Genomic DNA, 22637 nt, shown 5'->3' with positions numbered 1-22637 from the left:
ATATCATACGAAATAACTATATGTGGACATATGTATTTAGTATACAAATGATTTTATGATTAAGGATTTGAGGATGATCTTACTCAGGCAGATTTATGTGCAAGTATGCAATGTTGAGTAGACAGAAATGTCGATATTAAATGTACAATAACTGCATGAACACGGTAATTCCGGAGACTTTTTATATAGTTCGGTTTCGAAGGCATATGATGAGGTTGGTCCATAAAGGCCTAGACGGGATTTATTTTTGCCTCAGGTGATTGTCAGGATCAGCAGGATATGTCCACAGGGAATGTTCATGCCTGATGTGGATTGAGGTGTAAGAACTGAGATACAAAAGGGTGTCCCCTTAACCAGTGATCTGGCTTGGGGGACACCCTTTATGTTGTGACAAGTTAGATTCGTTATGTTGTTGCGCCTTATAAGCGATCATGCCTATATGAACTTTGCTTTGCGGAGCTTAAGAAGCTGCTGGTAATTTCAATTGTTGACCTGGATAGATCCAGTGTGGATTTTTGATATTGTTCAGCTTTTGCAATGCCTGCCAAGTTGTGCCGTATTGTTTGGAGATGGAATACAGGGAATCTCCGGATTTAACAACGTGCAGTTTGGCTGGAGCTGGTTTGCTTGGCGTCGGCTTAGACGGTTTTTCCGGTTTTGGTGTTTCTGGTTTTGGCTTGGTTGGAGCTGGTGTTTCTGTTGCCGGAGTTTCTGGCTCTACTGCAGGTTTTTTCGCTTCACTGATCCGACCATCTGTTTTGATGTCTACAGCGCCAAGCTTTTGCATGTAGTTAATCAACGCTTCATCCAACGCGCCGTACATACCTGTTGTAGCATATTTGGTGAACATGGTGTACTCGTCACCGCCAACAGCAGTGAAATCATTGGTTGCCAGCGTGTATGTTGCTTCCAAATCAAGAGCTTTATCGCCAACGGTTACGGAATGTACACGGCTACCTTCTGCAGCGGAAGTGTCGATTTTGAACTTGATTCCAGATACTTGCGGGAATCCACCGCTTGGTTCCGGGTAGGAACCTACACCGACTTCAAGGGCTGCCAGAATATCGGCCCCTTTCACTTCAAGGGTTACCACTTGATTACCAAATGGAAGCACAGTGATAACATCACCTTTGGTTACGATACCTTTTTCAATGGAAGCACGGATACCACCACCGTTAGTCAGGGCGATATCGGCGTTGCTGACATCCCGAATCGCATCTGCAAGCAGGTCACCCAGATTGGTTTCACCTGCACGTACCTGTTCACGTTTACCATCCAGCAGAATGGCTGTATTGGCTACTTCTTCTTTCAAAATAGGCTCTTGTTCTTTTTGAATGGAGTTCACGAGAGCCGCGACTTTCTCATTGGGTTTGATGTCTTTTGCTTCAGTTTCATCAATCAATGTTGCTTGTTTCTTCGTTACTTTACCACCGTCTACCCACAGATCGATGACACCTACGTAGTTCGTGTATTCTCCTGCACTTGCGATCAATGTTCCGTTATCGGATACAAGACCGTCCTGCAGTATTGTGTGGCTGTGACCATCAATGAATATATCGATGCCAGGAACTTCTTTAACTACTTTTAAACTAGTATCCGTGCTGGACGCGTCTTGTCCAAGGTGTCCCAATACCACAACAACATCTACTTTGCTGCGGATCTCGTTCACCAGAACTTTAGCTTCCGCAGAGGGGTCTGTAATATCAAGACCTTCTACGTTTTTCGGATTCGTTTTGTACATCGTTTCAGGTGTAGATAGGGCAATGATTCCAACCTTTACACCATCAATTTCTTCAATCAGGTAAGGATCGAAGAGACGAGTTCCGTCTTTTTTCTTCACGTTGGCACTAATCATTGGGAAATTCATCATGTCCGCCAGCTCAAGCAGGCGATCCGAGCCATAGTTGAACTCATGATTACCCGGTACGATCGCTTGGTAGCCCATTTCATTCATGAGTTTCACGATACTCTCACCGTTCACGAGAGTGGCAAACGTTGTACCATGCACAGCATCTCCCGCATCAAGCAAGAGTGTGTTCGGGTTTTCGCTGCGATATTTGTCAGCGATTCCAGCTACTTTGGCAAAACCCATAGCAGGTGAAGATTCAACTGCGCGGGCATGCGTATCATTCGTATGTAGAATGGTAATGTGTTTGCCTGTGCCCGGAGTGGTGTCCGTTGCAGCCGCGGCAATACCTACACTGCCAAACAGCAAACAGACCGTTAGCAGAAGTGAAACGTAATTCTTCCAGATTTTCATATGAATCCGAAACCTCCCCAATTAATAATTTACTTGAGCGCTTACACAGCTCACGTAGTATTTTAACAGACTATTATTAGGAAATCTCGCGAATTAAGTAAAAATAGGTAACCTGAAAGTGACATGTAAATCTGTTGTTGGAAAATATAATCTCAATAAAGAACATATGTTCTTAAGTGGTGTAAAAAAAATGCTGCGCTTCACGCGGCAGTCCGGTTCGCAAACAGAATTTCTCCAGAGATTCATCCGGCTCAGGCATTACTCCGGAGGTTAACAGTTGAATGGCAAACCGGTTGGCCTGTCGTTCCAGCTTGCCTGGAGCAAAATAGGAATGCTCCTCCAAAAAGAATCGATTGATTCCTTTATGAAGTCGATCATGGCCAAGCTCATGGGCACATACGAACCGCTGCCATTCCGGCGGCAAATCATTGTGTATGACGATAAATCTGCGCCGGAGCTTGCGAAAGTACAGTCCCTTGGTGGACTTCCCCAAATTGGTGAAACGAATCTGTATTCCAACCGCGCGGGCAATGCTGAACGGGCAGTTGGTCCGGTGTTTTCGAATCAGCTTTGTTACAATGTCATCCATATGATCTCACCTGCTGCCTCATTAAATTCAGTTGGTCATGCCTCATGGGCGATTTTCCGGTTCGTCTGTCTTTTTGCGTTTGTTCATCTGTTTGGCTTCCCAGAACAGACCTGTCAGCACATCCTTAATTCGTTTCTTGTCTTCTTCATCGAGTGGAATGCCGTCAAACATCAGATCATCATCGTCCTCCAGCATCTTTTTGAAATCACGACGGTCTTTGTATGTCGCCCATTCCGGTACATCCTGAAGTTCAGCAGCACTCCCTGGTTCAATATAACCGGCCTGCTTCATCATCTCTGTATAGGGGACCGAGAGTGCATCTGAAATTTTGCGGATGGTCGCTGGTTTCGGTACACCCCGAACCCCATTCTCAATACGTGAAATCTGTGAGTTGCTTATTCCGGCTGCTTCGGCGAGCTGATTGATGCTGTATCCCTGTTGCTCGCGCAGTTGTTTCATATAAGGACCAAAAGCGTGCTCCACAGTTTATGCCAACTCCTTTGATTCGTACAAGTGCTTGAAATTAATATTAAGAAGAAAGTTGAATGCGTTAACTCCTAAACCTCTGCGGGTGCGCCGTTCCGGATTCGGATCGTTCTTTTGATCGCTGTTATCCCCGGATTTCCTGTTTCCCTTTTCTAAAGGGTGAATTCCGTTGATAAAGGCGAACGCTTTGCTTCTTCAGAATCGATTCCGTCTCCTCCACTACGTTCGCTCTTGGTAAGTACATTAACACATATTTCAAAGATCTCTCCTTAATATTAAAAAACAAATGACTTATACGGAAGTTCATTAATTAAACAGTACTATAACGTATATATACCATTAGGTAAAGAGATATGAAACAATTATGCCAAAAGGCATAGGAAATGAGAGCGAAGGTTTTATTTTATCGTCAAAACGAACGAAAATGAAGGTTTACTCCGATCTCCAGAAAGTGGTATCCTCAAATAGAAATACGAACAATATACGAACATAATGTAAAGTTAAGGCGGAGTGTATATTTTGAAATCAACTTCTGAAAGTGGAATTCCCCGCATTATCGCGGTTTGGAGTGATTCCAAAAGGCAACAGGGGGAAATTGAAGACATGTCGTTATTTATTTAGGAAACTGGACAATTCTATGAATAAGAGCGTTTTTCCATCGTGCAAAAAATGATGGCAAAACAACATGACGTGAACGATAGAGTGAGAGATATGAATGGAGTAAAAAATATTAGAGGAGGAAGATAAATATGGAATTGATGCTGCCCGAATTAGACCGACGCAAAACGCAAACGGCTGTTGAAGCTGCGCTGGAGAAATATCGAATCTATAAAACGATTGCATTTGAAGAACGAGAGGTTATGGTGACGGCAAGTTATGCCGAGCGTTTCCACGGTGCAACCAATGTGACGGGGGATACCACGGCGAGAACGGCGATCTACAATGTGGACGTGCAGCGCGCGCGTCAGGCATATTGCGATACGATTGATTTTGTTGTGTCCCGGCTGAGTGAAAAGGAACGTGTACTCGTATGTGAACGATATCTGAAAGATGATGATGTGTTTGACTATAAAGTGTATAACCATGTGTTTGATCCACCTGTCAGCAAGGATACGTATACGAAGATTCGTACACGTGCTTTCTACAAAATGGCGCTGGCTCTGTCAGATCGAGGTCTGATTAATATGGAGCCTTTGTCTGTGTCCCGCAAAGAGCGCCAGAAGCTGGGCTGAGTGAGCGATTGAAGAAGTTGATCCTTTAATATCCAAGGTGGATTGGTTACAATAGTTGAACAAACCACAGTTGGCATTAGCCAAAGGAGAGAAATCTGCCATGTCGGAAGAAGTCGGAATGCAGGAAATGGTCACGTTGAAGACAATCGCGGAAACGCTCAATACGTCAAATGATCTGAGCCTCATGCTGGATACTGTGGTCGGCAAATTACTGGAGTTGACCGGATTAACGGCAGGCTGGATGTTTCTGATTAATGAACGTGGAGACTATACTTGTGTTTCGGATTACAATCTGCCCCCGGCATTACTACGTAAAGATAAAGAGCCAATGCGAACGGGCACCTGCTGGTGTGTGAACCGTTTCAAGGACGGTCGACTCAATCATGCGGTCAACATCATTAACTGTAAACGCTTGGAGGATGCGGTGGAATTCCAATGGGGAGATACCCATGATATTACCCATCATGCAACCGTCCCGTTAAGGTCAGGGGAGAAGATGCTCGGCCTGCTCAACGTGGCTGCGCCAGCCAAGGAACATTTCAGCGACAGTGAACTGGCACTGTTGCAGGGTGTGGCGTACCAGATTGGTAGTGCGATAGAGCGGATGAGATTGTATCGTGCGGAGCAGCGACGAGCTGATCTGTATGCCAAGCTGGGGGAGTTCAGCACAGCCTTGGGTCTTGCAGTGAACGAATGCAGCAACTCTGATGCATTTTCTTTAAAAGTTGTACAGCTGCTTGGGCAGCATTATGATTGGCCTTTTGTTACAATCATTCATCAGAAAAACGGAATGTTTGTTGTGCAGGCAACCTATGCAGATGATAAGGTTCGAACGTTATCAAGTACTCCGTTATCTTCAGAAGTGACGAGCCATATGAACCTTGTAATCAATAATCATCGTGCTACATCTCTGTCTGGGACAGAGATCGCTGAGATATTTACCCTGTGCAAGCCTGACCAGGCTATGAATTCCGTTGCCTCGGGGATTGCTGCTCCCCTTCCGTACCATACGCCAGGGGAAACGGGAATTCTGGTGATCGGAATAGGAACATCAGGTCCTGCGCAGGCGGACCGTGAAGTGTTGGAGGCATTGGCCGAACATATTGCTGCCTCATGGGAGAGTCTGAAGCTGGCGGAGAATCGCCGCGAACTTGCACGACTGGAAGAGAGAAACCGGTTGGCACGTGATCTGCATGATTCGGTTAATCAGATTTTATTTTCACTATCGTTAACTGCTAAAGGCGCGGAAAGTATGTTATCCGGCTCCGAGCAGTTGCACCCGGCAGCGGAAGCGATGAAGGATATTCGGGCTTTGTCTCAGGAGGCGCTCAAGGAAATGCGTGTATTGATTATGCAGCTCCGTCCCGCGGGACTGGAAGCAGGGCTGCTCCATGCACTACAGGAATACGGCACCAGCCAGGGTCTTCAAGTGGTGTTGAATCGGACGGGAATGCGGTCTTTACCGCGTAATATAGAAGAAGCATTGTGGCGAATCGGTCAGGAAGCGCTGAATAATGTACGGAAACACGCTGATGTTCCTTCTGCTGAGGTCATCCTCAAGTTAAGTGATCATGAAGTGGTGTTCACCGTCACAGATCAGGGGAAAGGTGGTGCGGAAAGGCCAAAAGCATCGTCTGGAAGCTCCCTTGGCCTGTCCATTATGAAGGAACGGGCTCAATCGCTCGGGGGCAGCTTAGAAATAGTGAGTTCTTCCCGCAAGGGGACAACAGTAACGGCAGTCATTCCACTTCCGTTCGATTCTGTATAAAGTCAGGGGGAAGAAGAGATGCCGATTACGATTTTGCTCGCAGATGATCATGCGATGGTGAGACGAGGGTTGCACGTTTTTTTGAGCACACAGCAAGACATGGAGGTTGTTGGTGAAGCATCGAACGGGCAGGAAGCACTGGCACAGGCGGAAGCGTTAAAACCTGACGTGGTATTAATGGATCTGCATATGCCGGTCATGGATGGAATTGAAACAGCCAGACGGTTGCGTGCATTAATGCCAGCAACGCGAATTATTGTACTCACATCGTTTTCGGATCAGGATCATGTCGTTCCTGCTGTACGAGCGGGGGTGAAGGGGTATCTGCTCAAAGATATTGAACCGGAGGATCTGGCTGTGGCCATTCGCAATGTGTATGCAGGTCAGGTAGAATTGCATCCCGCCGCAGCGGGTCAATTGATGCATGTGATGGCTTCATCCGATTGGTCCATCAATGAACAGCAACCACAGCATATAACGGCAGATCAGTCAGCAGACAGTCAACTTCAAGAGCTGAAGCAGACGAGGAAATCCACTGAAGCGTCCCTAGGTGGTCTGGATATGCTCACTCGCCGTGAACAAGAGGTTTTGGGGCTGATTGCTCAAGGATTGAGCAACAAGGAGATTGCAGTCCAATTGGTCATCACCGAAAAAACGGTCAAAACCCATGTCAGTCATCTGCTCGACAAACTGGGGCTGGCGGATCGGACACAAGCGGCTCTTCATGCCGTAAGAAATGGCTGGGTCGTCTGACCAATTCCGACATATGTTCAACCTTAAGTCGTATAAACTCAACCTAAAGGTTGAGTTTTTTGGTATTTCAAGTTAAGTCTATCTGCTGACGATTTGGATGCAAAAAAAAGGTAAGATAAGAGTAGAAATAACAGATCGGTTGAAACATGAGAGTTTGAATTATAAAAAATCCAAGGAGAGTGACTTTGATGAATATCGTTATTTTGGCTGGCAGTAATCGGAACAATGCAACCAGTACACGTTTGGGAGAGTATGCGGTGGAGATTATTCGGGGTCAGGGACATCAGGCCAGCCTGTTTGATCTGTACCAGACACCACTTCCATTCTACGCACCAGATGAAAAGCAGGCGGATCATGAACATCTGGCAGACCTGAATACACGTATGCTCGCGGCTGATGCCATCATCTTGTCTACACCAGAGTATCACGGCAGTATTAGCGGTGTGCTCAAAAATGCACTGGATCACCTGAGTCAGGCTCATTTCAGTGGCAAGCCCGTCCTGTCCATCAGCTCCTCTGGCGGAGCGGTGGGAGTAAGTTCTCTTTTACAACTGCAAGCGATTGTTCGCAATCTGCATGGTATCAATGCCCAAGAGTGGATATCCATTGGGGGTGCACAACGCAGACGATTCGAAGCGACGTTTGACGGATACGAGGAGTACGAAGGCAGTCAGGATATAGAGGACCGGGTGCAGCGGGTTATTGGATCGTTTTTGAATCTGGCCCAGACGTTAACGAATGCGCGGAATTCATCCATGAGTTGAGAACAAACGAAGATGAAAATGGGAAAAGGAAAAGAGGTTGAGCATTATGATTACAGGCATATTTGAAACACATCTAAACGTGACAGATCTGGAGAGATCCCATCATTTCTATGAAACGGTCCTGGGTTTACCCCATGCCTATCGGCAGAAAGAACGCGGGAACTCCTTCTACTGGATCGGTGGGAAAGGCAATGCCATGCTGGGATTGTGGCAAAAGGAACCTTCTAAGGTGCAGCGTCAGCACTTTGCTTTTCATGTATCTCTGGAGGATATGAAACATGCGGTGGCTCACTTGGAGAACAAAGGGATCAAGACAAGCAACTTCCTGGATGATGATATTGGTGAACTGTACGTCTTCGGCTGGATGCCTGCGGTATCTGTATATTTTACCGATCCGGATGGTCATTCGCTTGAATTCATCGCCATGCTCCCGGATGAAGCGAAGCCTGAGCTAGGCATGGTGCCATGGAGTCAGTGGGAGGAGATGCGAGGGAGAAGCGTATGATGATCGAAGAATTACAGTTATATACAGCACGGCTGGAGGACCTCAAGCATTTTTATCGCGATACGTTGGGAATGGAGGTATCCAGTGAGACGGATCAGGCCTTCAACCTGCAGGTTGGAAGGACGAATATTATTTTCAAGCAGTGCGAAACAGATCAAGAGCCCTTCTATCATGTTGCCTGGTTGATTCCAACGAATCGGTTCAAGCAAGCGAAGAAGTGGGCTGCATCACGTGTTGTTTTGAGTAGAGAAGGCGATCGGGATGAGACGTACTTTGCTAATTGGAACTCTCATTCTCTCTATTTCGAAGATCCGGCAGGCAATATTATCGAGCTGATTGCTCATCATCGTATTCAGAACGAGAATGACCATAACTTCTCTGCTAACGACATATTACAGGTGTGCGAGATTGGACTGGTGACGGATGATGTTCTGTCTACGGTGAATGAACTTCAGCGGATTGGACTCGCGCGCTGGGGTGAGATTAGTGATACTTTTGCCCCTGTAGGGGATGTGCACGGTCTGTTTATTTTGGTGAAAAAGGATCGGACGTGGTATTTCTCCAAGCAAAAAGCACAGATCTATCCGCTGGAAGTATCTATCCGTGGTGTGGGCAAGCTTCGAATTGGCTAAACTTTGCATTCCAGGGCAAAACGGGCATATGTGGATCAATTCCATCATGTTATAGAAGTAAACGCTCTATTTATTAATTACAGGGTAGTTCCTGTGATGGGCTTACAGATGATGAAGGGTGGTGGCAGGCTTGGATCGACGTTTGTTGGAAGAAGGACTAGCGATTATCGTTTCCAGTCGGGAGCGTACAGGAGATCTGTGGCACGCCCATTATGGGGCGGGTGCGATTGCGGCATATTTTTGGGTGCGGGAAAATCGTCTCACTGCCCTTGCCGCCGGCAGTGTTACCGCCGAAGCAAAAGCCATGCTTCGCCAGCATGGGATCAGCCCTGGTCAGACCTATCCGATTGGTGAAATGATGCCCAGGGAAGATGCCGAAGCGCGTATTACGGACGCATTGGATCGAACGATTGGAGAGCTGCACTGGGTTGGACACCAGGCCATCTACGGGGCCATCAGTCTGAAAGCCATTCGCGAACTGGATGGATGGGGTACTGCGGAGGATATTCGTCGGCTGGTTGAACTGATCGATTCATTCGATCGAACCATCCCGGGAAGATCCTGGATGAATACAACGATGAAAGAAATTCGCAGTCTGAAGCCGAAAAAAAGCGATGGTTTCCCCGAGATCGAAGATCCAGTTCAATTGTCACGCCTGATTCTGGATGAGCTTGGTGCGTTCCAGACCATATATCACGCGGAAGCGCATCATGATCTAATCGGCCATATGCTGACATACGGACATGCGCTTAACATATTATATGAATTGGGTTATCCGGCATTATTCCACAAAGGCATCCCGCCTTTCCTTACCATGGTGAAGGCACTACGCTTAAGCCGAGATGTGGATATTGAACAGGAGATGCCGTCATTGCAATCACCTGTAGACCTGCTGCCACTAGAACGGGCGGAACGATCGGTTGCGCTCCCCCATGAGCTGGAATACTGGCTCACCGACAGACGTTCTCGTGACTGGAACGGAGGTCATGTATTCAAATTCCCGTTTAGCTTCTATCACCATGCCAAGAGCGGGGAGCCCGTACCGGAAACATGGGAGAATTTTCGTTATATCATCGCGTGAGATAAAACATACATTTCAGAAGGGGTGTCCGTCATAACGGACACCCCTTCTAGGCATTATTCTGGTCTACCGAATTGTGGGCCCTGCACCTTTTTAACGGGGCCAAATTTCAAGGATAAACAGGATACCAACGGATAAGAATGTTGCCGTGGTCCATCCAATGAGAGATGTCGTTATAACATCTGTTTCCTGATATAAGATATACATCGCCAACGCATACATAGCGGGGCCCGCCATATAACTGGTGACAGCAACCCAAAGATAGAAGAAATACCTCTTTTTCATGGTCATATCCATCCTTTATTGTTCGTAGGATTTGAAAGCTACTTATGTCATATAAACATCATCAGGATGGGTTTGGTTGGACTATCGATAGGAGTTTCTCGCGAGAAATCGGCATTTAACCGCCATAGAGACGACCACATTCATGCATAATTCATCCCGTTTACCGTCAGCGCGAGTGGGAAAAGGCGGTAAGATGGTATTATCGGATCAGCAGCAAGGAAGATACACCGACAGCTCATACGCTAAAGTACAGCCGGCCAGGGGGCCGGTTTTTTAATTCGGTGATTGCATCCTTGCCCTGATCGGGTAATAAGACTAATTAGATAACAGGAGGCTACGTGACATGAAAACAGTATTGTATGTTCCACTGGATGATCGTCCAGCGAATCTGGATGATGTGATTGTGCAAGGGAAAGCAGCCGGTATCCATATCGTTACACCAAACCTGAGTGATATTAAGAATCGTCTGGATTCGGAGAAAACCGTAGATGGCACAACGCTGCTGGGCACCTCCACGCCGGTTTATGGCAAACCGTCCAAGATTCACGGCTTTATTCTGAAACATGCTGCCAAGGTCGACGGATTCATTATCTCATCCGATATGCTCGCCTATGGCGGTCTGATTGGCAGTCGTCAGCTCCGCGAAGATGGAGGAGGCGCCTATCCTGAGTACGATGAGGAAACCACTCGTTTGCTGGATGTGATTCACGTGATTAAGCAGAAATACCCACGTAAACCCGTATTTGTAATGGACACCATCATGCGTTTGGCTACGACCTCGTTTGCAGATGGCTTGGCGCTTGATGCATATAATGAGTCTCGTGCGTTGATGCAACAGCCACGTCAGACATACACTGAGTTTGAGGATATTATCGAGGGTTATAACCTGTCCCCGGATGGAGTGGAATATGGGACAACGACCTATTTTGATAAAGAACAGTATTACAATACAAGACAGCATAAATTCAAAACAAATCTGTACATTTTGGATCAGCTGGTTCGAACAGGTTATATCGATTTCCTCGCAGTTGGAGTCGACGATGCCAACACGCAGGGTGTTCAGATCAATGAAATCAAATATGTAGAAGCGCGGATCAATGAATGGCTGGGTGGAACCAATGGGCAAAATCCGGATCGTGCTATCGTCTTGCCGGATGCAGATGGTTTGGGGCACGCTTTGGTCGCTCGCATGGCTAACCAGTTGTTCCGAGGCGGGGCGAGGACACGTTACGCAGTGAAATATTTTGGTCCTCACGGCAATTCCATCATTAACACGTATGAATACATGGATGTACACGAGAATGTGGTTCGTCATGTGGATATTGTAGGTGGTGTGCTTGTAGCGGATTCGGCATATCCTGAACCGGATGTGGTGACGGATGTGGGTGCTGGCTTGGAAAATGAACAGCTAGTGGCTGTAGCAGCCGATCAAGTTGTCCCGTTTGACATGACCTCCGAACTGGATCGTATGACGAAGGGTCACCCGGGAAATTCCGGGGAGAACACAAGTATCGATATCGAGATTATTGCCATTACGGCTCTGGATCAGGTGCAGGCTGCGTTGGAGCAGTTGACGCTGAATAGTGAGCAAGGTCTGCCTTCGGTTGTGATTGATTTTGTGGGTAAAGGACCAGCCAATGTAAATGTTGCTGAAGCGTTGCTCAACAGTCCGTATACCGGACGGGTTCTGGGTTATAGTGCATGGAATACACCAGGTAACAAGATCGGTATTGCCGTAGGTATGGGACAGTCGAGGTACGCGTTAATTACAACAGAGAAGCATGAGCATAAATTGCGGGATGCAATGAACGCGCACGGCTCGTTGTTATTTAAGCGTTTCCTGAAGGATTATTACTACAAAGCGGTAGCGATTGCTGAGATCCGCACATATTCCCGAGCCCATGCGCTGTATACCAACGTGGCTACCCTTTCGGATCAAAATATGTTGCTGTTCAACTCAGAGGAAGACTATGCCCATTTGCAAACATTGCTCCGTGATCTGATGCAGACTTATACCACGGCGCTTGCGAATAAAACAGCCTTCCAGACAGGCAATGTGGCGATTAAGCAGATCTGCGATGACGAATTGTCTTATGCGACGTATAGCGGTGCGCTGCTGGAATATGCGAATCCCGATTTCATCTGGGGCCGTGCATTTGAGATTACGTTGAACCCGCAAGTTACGCTGAACTAAGGCTTGGAGTAGCAAGACTCGGAGTCGTCTTTTTTCCACCCTAGATACTCCCTTAATCGCACCGAAGTCGTACGGAACACCATCCGCGCTAGGAATGAAAGGGTGTAAGATTGTATTATCGGATCAATAACAAGGGACGCACCGAAAGCACATACGCTAATGTACAGACCGGCCAGGTGGCCGGTCTTTTTGATGCGGTGAATGTAGTCCCGGTATTGGTTCGATAGCAATACAAACTCTGAGTTAAAAGGGGGAGTCCACTGCTGCTGCACTGTCGCTGCACCGTGTGGGCAGATCTCAAACATGCAGCCAAAGGGGGCGAAATGAATGTGTCTATGAGAAATGAGAGTAGCACTGCCATGAGCACCAGTAAATTGAGTACACTCATTAAAAAAACGTTGAAACAGAAACTCGCGGTACTTGTTCCAGATTGGGACGGTCGTGTACTGGATGTACCTACGTCAGGCGAAGTGTTGGCTGGGCCTTGTGCAGTCGTTGCGTTTGCCGAAGAAGTGCCGAAGTCTGCTTGGGCGGGATACCGACGGATTATTAAAATCTCACCGTATGCTCGTCTGGAAGATAGCGGGGCTGAAAAGGTAGAAGCTTGGTCAACTGATCTAATCGAAGGATTGCACCAGGCAAGATTGATTGACGAAGAAGGTGGAGCCTTCACCTGCATCTATCTGGGTTCTTCAGATAGTGACCGGTTGGATGGAGGGTCTGGTATGCTTACGCGCAGTCTACGATTTGGGGTGTATGTTCCCGAAGACTCGCGAGCTGCTCTCGCTGAAACGGGAGATGGATGGTTAGCTGCGCTTCAAGACTGGACACAGCACGAGCTTGGCTCGGACTGGTCGGTATATGGGGATGTCTGGCCCGGGGGATACGATACGCCGTCTGTGTTATGGCGATTGTCCGGATGCAGCACGTCTGTGGCGGGGACATCAGCATTAGAAGTTCGACAGCAGTGGATTGGGCATGTGCTCACCGATCATCCAGTGTTAACACGGCAGACCGTTACTCGGTTGGTCCGGCAACTTGCAGTGCAATCTCGTCTTGCCGTCACTGAAACGGGTGGCGAAGAGCGCGAAAGTAACACAAGGTATGTGACGGTAGATGAGGTCACGGCAGATCTGCAGACCGATGCGTATCTGAACGGCCAGATTCGCCTGACGTTGCAACAGCGGATTCGTCGTCCGGGTACGAATGTACCTTTCATTCGTGAGATTCACCATAGCAAAGGCATGGAATAAACGTTAGTCGAGAGGAACCTCTATTAAAAGTGGTTCCAGATTATAGCTTTAGAATGAGGATGTAGCTTTGAGAAGATTGATTTAGCTTCAAATTAGGTTCATAGGATCGAAAATTCATAGGTCATCAATGATAGCGATAAGATCAACGTTTCACGAAATTAGTAGTCCAACAAATGAGGTGAGATGGCAATGGCAAGCTCAGTGAAAAAAAGCAAACAGACAGCCCCGCGGTATACACGGGCAGAACTGATGAATCATGCAGAAGCCCTCTTTGCCATCAAGGCAGAGGTGCTGTATGGTGCGCTGTACGAAGCGGCGCAAGAGACGTTTTCCATTGAAGAAACGCAAGAACGAATTAACCAATTTATGAAAGCGAAGGTGAAGGGATAATGGCAGGCGGAACTTGGGAGCAAACGAATCGTCCGGTCCTTCCGGGCTTATATATGAATTTTCAGGCGGCAGCATCCTCGGCCATTCAAGCAGGTACACGGGGAACCGTCGTTGTGCCGATCAAGGCCAACTGGGGTCCGGTAGGGACTTTTGTTGAGGTAGGGAGCGAAGCGGCGATTGAACGGATCTATGCGGCGAATGTGCTGGATAACGGAACGGCCTATACGTCCTTGAAGCTGGCCCTGCTGGGTGGGCCGAAGAAGTTGCTCGCTTATCGGGTAGCAAGTGCTGCGGCCAAAGCAGCCACGCTTACTTTGAAGGACAGCAGTGATGCCAATGTGCTGGAACTGGATGCGAAGTATCCTGGGGATCGCGCAAACGGGTTCTATGTCACCATCCAGCCAGGTGTGATTGATAATACGAAACATGAAGTGCGCCTTTTTGAAGGCAACCGGATGTTGTATGCGCTCCTGACAGCGGATATTACAGCAGCGTCTCTGGCAAAAGAGATTAACGCGGATGAACAAAATGTCTGGGTAACGGCGCAGGTGATTGGCGATGGTACTGGCGTGATTGCTACCGTTGCAGGTGCGGCATTCAAAGGTGGCGTAAGTGGCAATGATGACCTGACCAATGCAGAGTACATCGCTGTACAGGGTGCGCTGGAAGGGGAGCAATTCGACGTCTTGGCTTTGGATCAGGCGGCAGATGCACCTCTGCTTGCGAGTTTTGCGGCATGGGTGAAACGTGTACGTAGTGAAGGTAAACCGGTGGTGGCTGTATTTGGCGGTTCCGCAGCAGACGACACCTCTGCTACAGCAGCCCAAAAAGCAGCAGCACGTTCGCTTGCGCTCAACCATGAAGGTGTGATTAATGTCGGTACAGGCGTTCGCCTTGGAGATGCATTCTACAGCTCGGCAGAAACGTCCGCTTATGTTGCAGGTCTGATCGCCGGACAACGTCTGAACCAATCCACAACCTATGCAGCTACTCCGTTTGATGATGTGACACGTCGCTGGACGCGTGCAGAACAGGAGCAGGCCGTACAGAATGGCGTATTTATTTTCTTCCATGATGGTCGTCAGGTGAAAGCACTTCGCGGTGTAAACACACTGGTAACGCCAACCGCTGGACAGAATAATGCGTGGAAAAAAATCCGTTCCATTCGTGTGTTGGACGCGATCAACACGGATCTGCAACGCTCCGCAGAAGATACGTACATCGGTAAAGTAAACAATACCGAAGAGGGTCGTCAAGCACTGATTAGTGCCATGAAGGCCTATTTGGCGTTGCTCGCACAGAGCAATGTGATTGAAGCTGACGGTTATGATGTCATTCTTGACCCGGCGTATTACGGCGCTGCACCAGTTCTCAAACCGGAAGCGGATCAGGTATTCCTGCAATGGAATGTGAAGCTGACGGATGTGATGGAGCAGTTGTTTGGTACATTTTACGTGCAATAAGGTTGTGTGAAAGGAAAGAACCGTTTTCTAGAATAATTACTATACGTTGAACTGATGCTTTACACGATAACGAAGAGGGCAGAAAAAATCTGAAGAAGCAAAGAGCTCGCCTTTATCCACGGATTTTCCCTTTATGATAAGGAAACAAAAAAATCTGGGGATAACAGCGATCGGAAGATTGTTCTGACTGCGGAGTTATACCGTGTAATATTTATTAGTTCAACCAACCCAAGGAGGAAAATATATGTTGGATGCTTCAAGAGTAATTCTCGGTACCCATGGTCAACTGCATATCGATGGTGTGTGGCAGACGAACATTAACAAGCTGGAAGCGAGTGTGGAGATTGAAAAGCGTGAGCTGAATCTAGTTGGTAACGACTGGAAGGTGCACAAAAATGGCGCAAAAAAAGGAACAGGCACGATGACCGGCTACAAAGTCACATCGGATATGATCCAGCGCGGCTTCACCAAATTCGAGATTATTTCCAAGCTGAACGACCCTGAATCATATGGACACGAGAGTGTCTTGCTGAAAGGTTGCATGGTGGACAAAATCCAGCTTGCCAACTGGACAGCTGGTGAGGAAGTACCGGAGGAAACGGGCTTTACGTTTGAAGGATTTGAGTTGCTGAATCCGATTGTGGCGAACTAAAAAGGACTTTAATGGAGGCCGAGATGATCTCGGTCTCTTTGTTGTCTACTTAAAGCAAATTTAGTATCTGCACGATAACGGAGAGGACAGAAATAACGTGAAGAAGCGGAGCGTTCGCCTTTATCCCCGGATTTTCCCTTGAAGAGGGGGAATCAAAAAATCTGGGGATAACAGCGATCGGAAGCTTATTCTGTCATCGGAGTGGCTAGTGTAACATTATGATTGCCAAATGTGAACAAGAAGGAGATAACGTCCAATGAGTATGAATGAAAATATGTCCGAAGAACAGATTTTGGATCAGTTGTTTGAAGCAGCAGAACGTTTGCCAGAGGAGAATGTGCGCATTCAGCGTCTGGATCTGTTGTTGACCTTGCGTGGACTGACGTCCTCCAAAGTGGATCACATTCGCGAACGCTGTACGATTCGAAAAACGACCAAAGGCCGCACCGAGGAAAAGGTGGATACCGAAACGTTTAACGCGTTGCTCATCTCTGAAGCAACCGTGAAATTGAAAGTCCGCAGCCTGGAATTGTCCGGCTGGGGTGACACACGTATTACCGGCCGTATGAAGCTGTCTGGTGGCGAACAGGCGGTACGTCGTATGCTGCTCGCTGGTGAATTGGATGCCGTAGGTGATAAAGTGCTGGAGCTGTCCGGCTTCGGTGTGGAGATTGAAGACCTAAAAAACTGATTCACTCCGGCGGGATGACCACGTTCCTGTATCACATGTGGGTGCGTCATCATCTCCGGCCCGGAGAGTTCTGGTCTTTGCCACGCGGGGAGCGTTCGCTGTTGATTGCGTTCTCGGAAGAGGAAATGTCAGCGATCACCTCGCAAATGAATCGATAACGATATAAGGCAGGAGGTGAAAAAATGGCAGAAATGATTGTAGGTCTATCCAAATCGAATGCAGAAATGCGGACAACCCTTCGATACCTGGATCAGATTCAACGCTCAACGGAACGATTGGGCAGAGTTCGTTATCAGAGTCTGATCAAGGTGAATAATGAGCTGAGAACGACCGGACGAAGGCTGGAGCATATTTATAGTATGGCTGTGCGAATCAGCAGGCTACGAATTACACCGACGATTGGGTTGATTGATAAGCTGAGTCCGGCACTGGATCGCGCTTGGGCGAAACTGAACAGTTTCAGGGACCAGATGGTTACGGCTTCGGGCACAGTATCGCTTGAGGTTCGGCAGAAGATCGAAGTGGCGATGGGTAAAGGAGGAGCTTCGGGTCCAACTATGGCTGTCGTGATTCAAAATAACAAAAATATCACTAATGCGACGAAGGAAGAAGAAACAAAAGGCTTTTGGGAAAAAGTTTCTGGTGTAGCTGAAATCATTAACAATATTAACGATGCAATTGATAACATCATTGATAAAGTTGGTAAATTTATCAATTTGTTCAAAAAGAAAAAAGAAGAGAGTCCTGCATCAGATCCAACCAGAAGTCCAGCATCCAAATGCTGCTGTTGCACAGGTGGAAAGATGGGCAAAAACCGTAGAGTTCGTTCACCGAATGCGGATGGTGGTGGATCAGATCGTGGAAGACGAAATTACCGAAGTGGTAGAAGGTCTAGTAATCGTTCGAACCGGGGCCCATCACCAGTACCCAATCCTGTACCTGATACTCCAAATCCTTCGGCCGATCGCAACCGTAATAGGGGAGGGGGTAGAAGAATACGAGGAGGCGGTAGATTAGGATTTGCGGATGGTGGATTGGGATCTTTAACCGACATGCTGGCTGGTAATGGATTGATGGATAATTTAAGTGGTGGCTTTGCCAAAGGTGCCAAAAGGCTTCTCGGACCCATCAGCATGCTTGCTGACGTGGCGAATGTAGCGACGGCACCACCTGAAGAACGTGGCCGAGCAGTGGGTTCCATGATTGGCGGCACAGCAGGTACTGCGATTGGTAGCGCCATCGGTAGCGTTCTTTTGCCTGGCATCGGGACATGGGTTGGTGGTGCAGTAGGTGGTTGGGCCGGAAGTGCAGCAGGCGGTTGGATTGGAGACAAAGCGAAGGATATTGGAAACTTTATGTCTAGCGCTACCGAGGGTGTAGGGGATGCATTGTCGGGTGCAGCGGATTACGTCTCTGAGAAAACAAAAAATATCACTGATGGCATATCCAGCTTCTTTGGCTTTGGTTCCAAAAAAGAAGAAAAGACGGTCTCGGCAGCAACAGTAGCTGCACCATCGCAAGTACCAACAGGGCCGCAGATGGCACCTGCCTATATTCCACCGGCACTGACCATGACAGGCCCAACTGCATATATGAACAGCAAGGTCGGTCAACCTACATCTGCTGGCTTCATGGGTACAAGCATGATGCAGAACCAAGCCATGGCGCTTGGTAACGGTGCCGCGCAGACGAATGGAAAATCGTCCACGATGACGGTACAAATATCCGAAGACCAGATGAGCAGTCTGTCCGGTTACTTGAAGGATTTCAAAACTGAAACTACCAATCAGATTGCGATCAATATTCCACCAGGCGCGGTGCAGGTGACCGTGCGCGAAAATGCGATTGATTACGATGCTGTCACCCAGCAGGTCGGACAACGGATTACGAGCGAGTTCCGCCGTGCGATGGAAAACCGAAAAACGATTATGGCCTAAGCAGAAAGGAGGCCGTGTATGTCTGTATTTGAAGATAACGTGGAAGGGATCAGAATGGAATTTACCCTGATCGATGGGAAAACGAAGTTTCAATTTCCGGTGAATCCAGAAGAGTTTACGATCTCACGTTCCAAAGGGTATGAAACGATTCATATGCTGGAGCATGGCGAGTTTGATTTTGCGCAGGGGGAGAAGGTGAAGGAGATCACCTTCTCTTCTTTTTTTCCCAAAGAGTATGATGCGTCCTATTGCATGTACGAAAAAGATTTTCCAGATCCCCGGGTAGCGATGAATATGCTGAATACGTTTCTGGTATCAAAAAAACCACTGCGCTTCATCATCACCAACACGGGGGTGAATGTACCGGTATATCTGATCTCGCACAATACGACCTTCCGGGGCGGCGAGAGCGGAGATATTTACTTCGACCTGACCCTGCGCACATGGCGGGATTCCAAGGTGGAGAAGGTGGGCTCTGCGGCATCCGCGAGCAAGTCAGGTTCGCGTACCGATCTGAAAAAGAGCAGCAAGACATATACCGTCAAATCTGGCGATTCTCTGTCCAAAATAGCAAAGCTTGAGCTGGGCAGCAGTTCCAAATGGAACGAGATCTACAAGCTCAACGCAAAGATCATCGGGAGTGATCCAAACCGGATCAAACCCGGGCAAAAGCTGGTGATGCCATGACCTACAAGGTCATTGTCGACGACAAATATGACATCACCAAGCTGGTGGAGACGATTACGCTGAAGGATTCGCTCGACCAGATTGCCTATCAGGCCAACATCCGGCTGGCAGTGTCTGCATCTTCCGGTCTGCCTTCGATCTCACCAGGCATGGCGGTGCGGATTAGCGGGGTTCCTTTTGGCGAAAAATCGATGGTTCACTTGCTGCATCCTGCGGTCATCTGGGAGGTGGAAAGCTCGAACAGCGGCACCAAGCGGCTGTCCCTCACGGTGTACGACCGGATGATTTATCTGGAAAAATCGGAGGACGAGTTCCTGCTGCCGAAGGATCAGACTGCCACACAGCGACTTAAAACCTACGCCAAAGAGTGGAAGATTCCATACGCTACATTGCCGGAAACCAAGACAAAGCTGGGAAAAGCCGTGTATCGGTCACAGACGATCTTTTCGATGATGTTTGCCGATCTGAAGGAAACGGCCAAGTCTGGCGGGGAAATGTACCATCCACGGATGACACCCGGCGGGTTGCAGCTCTTCCAGGTCGGAAGTAATGCAAAGGTGTATGAGCTGGATCGACTAATTGATCTGACCCAGATGCGTACGCTCGAAGGGGCGGTTACCAAAGTTAAAGTGATGGCAGCGTCTGAGTCTGGCAGTGGTAAAGAAGTTCCTTCCAAAGTGCTCGCGATGGAGCAGAATGGTGTGAAAGAACTGGGCACATTGCAAAAGCTGATCGAGGACGATCAGGTGAAAACGGCAACCGCCGCGAAGAAGCTGGCGAAAAGCCGTCTGACGGGTATTCAGGAGACCTTTACGATCTCTGCACCGGATGTGAATACGATTCGCGCCGGGGACGCAGTGTTGTTAAAAGGGTTGAAACTAATCGTCATGTCGGTCAGCCGTGATCTGTCTGCTGGCCCAGGAACGATGACGCTGGAGCTGGGCACGGCGGAGCTGGTAAAAAGGAGGTATTACCTTGAATAAAGATGATCCGTATGGGCATTTTGCCGACGTCATGCGGGGCGCGATGAGTACACAGACCCGTCAGGCCGTAAGCGGCATGGGCGCAGTGCTGGGTACGATGACCTCTTCCGGCGTGAAGCTAGATGATTTTAAGCACGAAGTGCAGGATTATCTCGTGGCCGAATTGCCGGGCACGCTTAGACTGCCGGAGCGCGAGGCTGCTGGCGCGATTTCCGGTATACCTGACGTGGCAAACGGCGCAGCGACGGGCACGGGACGGTTTCTTTTGCAAGAAGAGGAAGTGGAAGAAGCGGTGTGGTCTCTTGGTAAGGGATTGAAGGCGGGAGATCGCGTACTGGCGATGCGGGTGAATGGCGGTAACGACATTGTGGTGCTGTGTAAGGTGGTGAGTGCGCATGCCTAGTTTGTTCCCGGAAACGGGTGTGGTATGGGGAGATGAGGAGGATCTGTCGGGGGTGGCTTCGGAAGAGGTACGCTTTGGACGGAGCTGGCGATTCGATTACGATGCAGGGGATTTTGTGCTGACCCCAAGTGGCAAAGTCGCTGCGGCTGGTGGACATGAAGCTTGGGTGCAGTGGTGCATTAAGGCCGTCAAAACACCGCGGTATAGACATGTGATCTATTCTCGAAACTACGGGTCGGAGCTGGAGGAGCTGGTGGGGCAGGGTGACAGCCGGGGAGTGATCGAAAGTGAGATTGCCCGGATGGTGACAGAGACGTTGCTGGCTGATCCACGCACGGATTCGGTAGACCAGTTTACGTTTGATTGGAATCGGGAGCAGTGTATGTTCTCGTGCCGGGTGGCGAGTGTGCAGGAAGAGATGTTTATTCTGGAAAGTGAGGTGATCTGACGGGATGGCTGAGATTCCGCGTTATTTGGAGGACCAGACGGAGGAACAGATTATGCAGCGCATGCTGGATCGTCTGCCCGCGGATCTGGATAAGTCAGAGGGTTCGTTCTTGTGGGATGCGGAGGCTCCGGTTGCATTTATGCTGTCTGAGGCTGCATTGTGGGCGCAGGAATTACTTCGGCGGGGATTTGCAAGTACGGCTGCGAGTAGTGATCCGAATTTTCGTTCGGAAGAGCTGGATCTGCGAGCAGGAGAGCATGGGCTTACGCGGCGAGCTGCGGTGGCGGCACAGGGTTCGGTGAGGTTCATGGGTACGCCGGGGAAAGTGGTGCCTGCGGGAACGGTCGTGGCTACTTTGGCAGATGAGGTGTCCAGTGAAGCTTCGCTCGAATATGAGACGGTGGGACTTTTGGAACTGGATGCAGAGGGCTCCGGGATGGTAGGCGTGCGTGCGCTTGTTGCCGGAAAAGAGAGCAATGTGCCTGCGGGAACGGTAACTGTGCTGTCTACACCTGTGAGTGGCATAACTTCTGTCACGAATGTTGATGTGATCAAAGGCGGCGCAGATATTGAGGCCGATACGGCGCTGCTGGAACGTTTTTATGCCAAAGTCCGCAACCAAGGGACAAGCGGTAACAAATCGCAATATATGCAATGGGCCAGTGAGGTACCAGGTGTAGGTGCAACGCGAGTTATTCCATTGTGGCAGGGTCCGGGCACAGTGGGATTGTATCTGCTCGACACGGACAAGCGTGCTGCGGGCAGCGATTTGGTAGCGGCAGTTCAGAAGTACGTTGATCCAACGCAGGATGGACAGGGTGAAGGTGTTGCGCCGGCGGGGCCAGTGGTGTCCGTGATGCCAGCTGAGGAAGTTCCAATGAATATTCAGGTAAAGCTGACGCTGGCAAGTGATGCGACACTCGCTGATGTACGGGCATTGATCGAACGCGGGGTGACCGCCTATCTGAAACAGTTGGCTTTTGCAGATCCGCTCGTTCGTTACACCCGTATTGCCGCAATCCTGCTGGACATCCCGCCCATCATCGACTATTCGGAGCTTACCGTGAACGGTGTGAGTGACCAGAATATCGAGATGACCGCGAGTCAGGTCGCCGTGCTGGGGGCGGTGGATGTGCATGAGTAGTGTTGGGCAGATGGTGGATGAGGAAGTAGTTTTGGAG

The 22637-nt window shown here is 48.8% G+C and carries 22 protein-coding genes; 19 read left to right on the top strand and 3 right to left on the bottom strand.

Annotation, left to right across the window (positions count from 1 at the left end; genetic code table 11):
• Nucleotides 1-460: 460 nt before the first annotated feature.
• The 3 genes from J7E78_RS28155 to J7E78_RS28145 all read right to left on the bottom strand — a co-directional run bounded on the left by J7E78_RS28155 (nucleotide 461) and on the right by J7E78_RS28145 (nucleotide 3332).
• Entirely contained in the window at nucleotides 461-2260 is a 1800-nt protein-coding gene (locus tag J7E78_RS28155; protein ID WP_215080027.1) for a 5'-nucleotidase C-terminal domain-containing protein, read from the bottom strand.
• A gap of 172 nt (nucleotides 2261-2432) precedes the next feature.
• Nucleotides 2433-2849 (bottom strand): ImmA/IrrE family metallo-endopeptidase, encoded by a 417-nt coding sequence (locus J7E78_RS28150; protein WP_215080025.1) that lies wholly within the window; start codon nucleotides 2847-2849, stop codon nucleotides 2433-2435.
• 42 nt (nucleotides 2850-2891) lie between these two features.
• The gene (locus J7E78_RS28145; protein WP_311518169.1) at nucleotides 2892-3332 is read right to left on the bottom strand and encodes a helix-turn-helix domain-containing protein; all 441 of its coding nucleotides are present in this window, start codon (nucleotides 3330-3332) and stop codon (nucleotides 2892-2894) included.
• A gap of 752 nt (nucleotides 3333-4084) precedes the next feature.
• Here J7E78_RS28145 and J7E78_RS28140 point away from each other — a divergent pair.
• The 19 genes from J7E78_RS28140 to J7E78_RS28050 all read left to right on the top strand — a co-directional run bounded on the left by J7E78_RS28140 (nucleotide 4085) and on the right by J7E78_RS28050 (nucleotide 22600).
• On the top strand, nucleotides 4085-4567 hold the full coding sequence (locus J7E78_RS28140) for an ArpU family phage packaging/lysis transcriptional regulator (RefSeq protein WP_215080023.1): 483 nt from the start codon (nucleotides 4085-4087) through the stop codon (nucleotides 4565-4567).
• 55 nt (nucleotides 4568-4622) lie between these two features.
• Nucleotides 4623-6335, top strand: a complete 1713-nt coding sequence (locus tag J7E78_RS28135; protein WP_251035315.1) for a GAF domain-containing sensor histidine kinase — start codon at nucleotides 4623-4625, stop codon at nucleotides 6333-6335.
• Nucleotides 6336-6353: 18 nt separating this feature from the next.
• Nucleotides 6354-7088, top strand: a complete 735-nt coding sequence (locus tag J7E78_RS28130; protein WP_251035314.1) for a response regulator — start codon at nucleotides 6354-6356, stop codon at nucleotides 7086-7088.
• A 188-nt stretch (nucleotides 7089-7276) separates the two neighbouring features.
• Entirely contained in the window at nucleotides 7277-7852 is a 576-nt protein-coding gene (locus J7E78_RS28125) for an NADPH-dependent FMN reductase (RefSeq protein ID WP_215080022.1), read from the top strand.
• Between the two features lie 46 nt (nucleotides 7853-7898).
• Nucleotides 7899-8357, top strand: coding sequence for a VOC family protein (locus tag J7E78_RS28120; protein WP_215080021.1), 459 nt, complete (start codon nucleotides 7899-7901; stop codon nucleotides 8355-8357).
• Nucleotides 8354-8989: a VOC family protein gene (locus J7E78_RS28115; RefSeq protein ID WP_215080020.1), complete on the top strand. Its 636-nt coding sequence runs from the start codon at nucleotides 8354-8356 to the stop codon at nucleotides 8987-8989. Before J7E78_RS28120 ends, J7E78_RS28115 begins: the two co-directional genes overlap by 4 nt.
• 121 nt (nucleotides 8990-9110) lie before the next feature.
• Complete coding sequence (locus J7E78_RS28110) at nucleotides 9111-10070, top strand: hypothetical protein (protein ID WP_215080019.1); 960 nt, start codon at nucleotides 9111-9113, stop codon at nucleotides 10068-10070.
• A gap of 628 nt (nucleotides 10071-10698) precedes the next feature.
• Nucleotides 10699-12549, top strand: coding sequence for a DUF4127 family protein (locus tag J7E78_RS28105; protein ID WP_215080018.1), 1851 nt, complete (start codon nucleotides 10699-10701; stop codon nucleotides 12547-12549).
• Between the two features lie 329 nt (nucleotides 12550-12878).
• Nucleotides 12879-13802: a hypothetical protein gene (locus J7E78_RS28100; RefSeq protein ID WP_215080016.1), complete on the top strand. Its 924-nt coding sequence runs from the start codon at nucleotides 12879-12881 to the stop codon at nucleotides 13800-13802.
• Between the two features lie 189 nt (nucleotides 13803-13991).
• Nucleotides 13992-14192 carry a hypothetical protein gene (locus J7E78_RS28095; protein ID WP_215080014.1) on the top strand — a complete coding sequence of 67 codons (201 nt, stop codon included), beginning with the start codon at nucleotides 13992-13994 and terminating at the stop codon, nucleotides 14190-14192.
• A complete protein-coding gene (locus tag J7E78_RS28090) occupies nucleotides 14192-15655 on the top strand; it encodes a phage tail sheath subtilisin-like domain-containing protein (RefSeq protein ID WP_215080013.1) in 1464 nt (487 codons plus the stop codon). Before J7E78_RS28095 ends, J7E78_RS28090 begins: the two co-directional genes overlap by 1 nt.
• A gap of 244 nt (nucleotides 15656-15899) precedes the next feature.
• Nucleotides 15900-16307 carry a phage tail tube protein gene (locus J7E78_RS28085; RefSeq protein ID WP_124117078.1) on the top strand — a complete coding sequence of 136 codons (408 nt, stop codon included), beginning with the start codon at nucleotides 15900-15902 and terminating at the stop codon, nucleotides 16305-16307.
• 256 nt (nucleotides 16308-16563) lie between these two features.
• A complete protein-coding gene (locus J7E78_RS28080; RefSeq protein WP_017690174.1) occupies nucleotides 16564-16998 on the top strand; it encodes a phage tail assembly chaperone in 435 nt (144 codons plus the stop codon).
• Between the two features lie 182 nt (nucleotides 16999-17180).
• The gene (locus J7E78_RS28075; protein ID WP_215080011.1) at nucleotides 17181-18935 is read left to right on the top strand and encodes a hypothetical protein; all 1755 of its coding nucleotides are present in this window, start codon (nucleotides 17181-17183) and stop codon (nucleotides 18933-18935) included.
• A gap of 54 nt (nucleotides 18936-18989) precedes the next feature.
• Entirely contained in the window at nucleotides 18990-19622 is a 633-nt protein-coding gene (locus J7E78_RS28070; RefSeq protein ID WP_215080072.1) for a LysM peptidoglycan-binding domain-containing protein, read from the top strand.
• The gene (locus J7E78_RS28065) at nucleotides 19619-20605 is read left to right on the top strand and encodes an XkdQ/YqbQ family protein (RefSeq protein ID WP_215080009.1); all 987 of its coding nucleotides are present in this window, start codon (nucleotides 19619-19621) and stop codon (nucleotides 20603-20605) included. Before J7E78_RS28070 ends, J7E78_RS28065 begins: the two co-directional genes overlap by 4 nt.
• A complete protein-coding gene (locus J7E78_RS28060; protein WP_215080007.1) occupies nucleotides 20598-21008 on the top strand; it encodes a hypothetical protein in 411 nt (136 codons plus the stop codon). Before J7E78_RS28065 ends, J7E78_RS28060 begins: the two co-directional genes overlap by 8 nt.
• Nucleotides 21001-21456, top strand: a complete 456-nt coding sequence (locus J7E78_RS28055; protein WP_215080005.1) for a DUF2634 domain-containing protein — start codon at nucleotides 21001-21003, stop codon at nucleotides 21454-21456. The genes J7E78_RS28060 and J7E78_RS28055 overlap by 8 nt, the downstream gene beginning before the upstream one ends.
• A 4-nt stretch (nucleotides 21457-21460) precedes the next feature.
• Nucleotides 21461-22600, top strand: coding sequence for a baseplate J/gp47 family protein (locus J7E78_RS28050; protein ID WP_215080003.1), 1140 nt, complete (start codon nucleotides 21461-21463; stop codon nucleotides 22598-22600).
• Nucleotides 22601-22637: the final 37 nt, after the last annotated feature.

It is taken from the genome of Paenibacillus polymyxa (assembly GCF_018614975.1).
In the GTDB taxonomy this organism is placed as follows: Bacteria; Bacillota; Bacilli; order Paenibacillales; family Paenibacillaceae; genus Paenibacillus; species Paenibacillus polymyxa_E.
The sequence above is the reverse complement of the archived record's forward strand: the minus strand, read 5'-3'. Positions and strand labels throughout refer to the sequence as shown.

What these genes read in the sequence shown, in the direction of transcription:
- J7E78_RS28095 (WP_215080014.1), top strand. Translation starts at nt 13,992, where the DNA reads ATGGCAAGCTCAGTGAAAAAAAGCAAACAGACAGCCCCGCGGTATACA.
- J7E78_RS28055 (WP_215080005.1), top strand. Translation starts at nt 21,001, where the DNA reads ATGCCTAGTTTGTTCCCGGAAACGGGTGTGGTATGGGGAGATGAGGAG.
- J7E78_RS28140 (WP_215080023.1), top strand. Translation starts at nt 4,085, where the DNA reads ATGGAATTGATGCTGCCCGAATTAGACCGACGCAAAACGCAAACGGCT.
- J7E78_RS28065 (WP_215080009.1), top strand. Translation starts at nt 19,619, where the DNA reads ATGACCTACAAGGTCATTGTCGACGACAAATATGACATCACCAAGCTG.
- J7E78_RS28075 (WP_215080011.1), top strand. Translation starts at nt 17,181, where the DNA reads ATGGCAGAAATGATTGTAGGTCTATCCAAATCGAATGCAGAAATGCGG.
- J7E78_RS28070 (WP_215080072.1), top strand. Translation starts at nt 18,990, where the DNA reads ATGGAATTTACCCTGATCGATGGGAAAACGAAGTTTCAATTTCCGGTG.
- J7E78_RS28125 (WP_215080022.1), top strand. Translation starts at nt 7,277, where the DNA reads ATGAATATCGTTATTTTGGCTGGCAGTAATCGGAACAATGCAACCAGT.
- J7E78_RS28115 (WP_215080020.1), top strand. Translation starts at nt 8,354, where the DNA reads ATGATGATCGAAGAATTACAGTTATATACAGCACGGCTGGAGGACCTC.
- J7E78_RS28050 (WP_215080003.1), top strand. Translation starts at nt 21,461, where the DNA reads ATGGCTGAGATTCCGCGTTATTTGGAGGACCAGACGGAGGAACAGATT.
- J7E78_RS28105 (WP_215080018.1), top strand. Translation starts at nt 10,699, where the DNA reads ATGAAAACAGTATTGTATGTTCCACTGGATGATCGTCCAGCGAATCTG.
- J7E78_RS28085 (WP_124117078.1), top strand. Translation starts at nt 15,900, where the DNA reads ATGTTGGATGCTTCAAGAGTAATTCTCGGTACCCATGGTCAACTGCAT.
- J7E78_RS28120 (WP_215080021.1), top strand. Translation starts at nt 7,899, where the DNA reads ATGATTACAGGCATATTTGAAACACATCTAAACGTGACAGATCTGGAG.
- J7E78_RS28150 (WP_215080025.1), bottom strand. Translation starts at nt 2,849, where the DNA reads ATGGATGACATTGTAACAAAGCTGATTCGAAAACACCGGACCAACTGC.
- J7E78_RS28090 (WP_215080013.1), top strand. Translation starts at nt 14,192, where the DNA reads ATGGCAGGCGGAACTTGGGAGCAAACGAATCGTCCGGTCCTTCCGGGC.
- J7E78_RS28080 (WP_017690174.1), top strand. Translation starts at nt 16,564, where the DNA reads ATGAGTATGAATGAAAATATGTCCGAAGAACAGATTTTGGATCAGTTG.
- J7E78_RS28130 (WP_251035314.1), top strand. Translation starts at nt 6,354, where the DNA reads ATGCCGATTACGATTTTGCTCGCAGATGATCATGCGATGGTGAGACGA.
- J7E78_RS28155 (WP_215080027.1), bottom strand. Translation starts at nt 2,260, where the DNA reads ATGAAAATCTGGAAGAATTACGTTTCACTTCTGCTAACGGTCTGTTTG.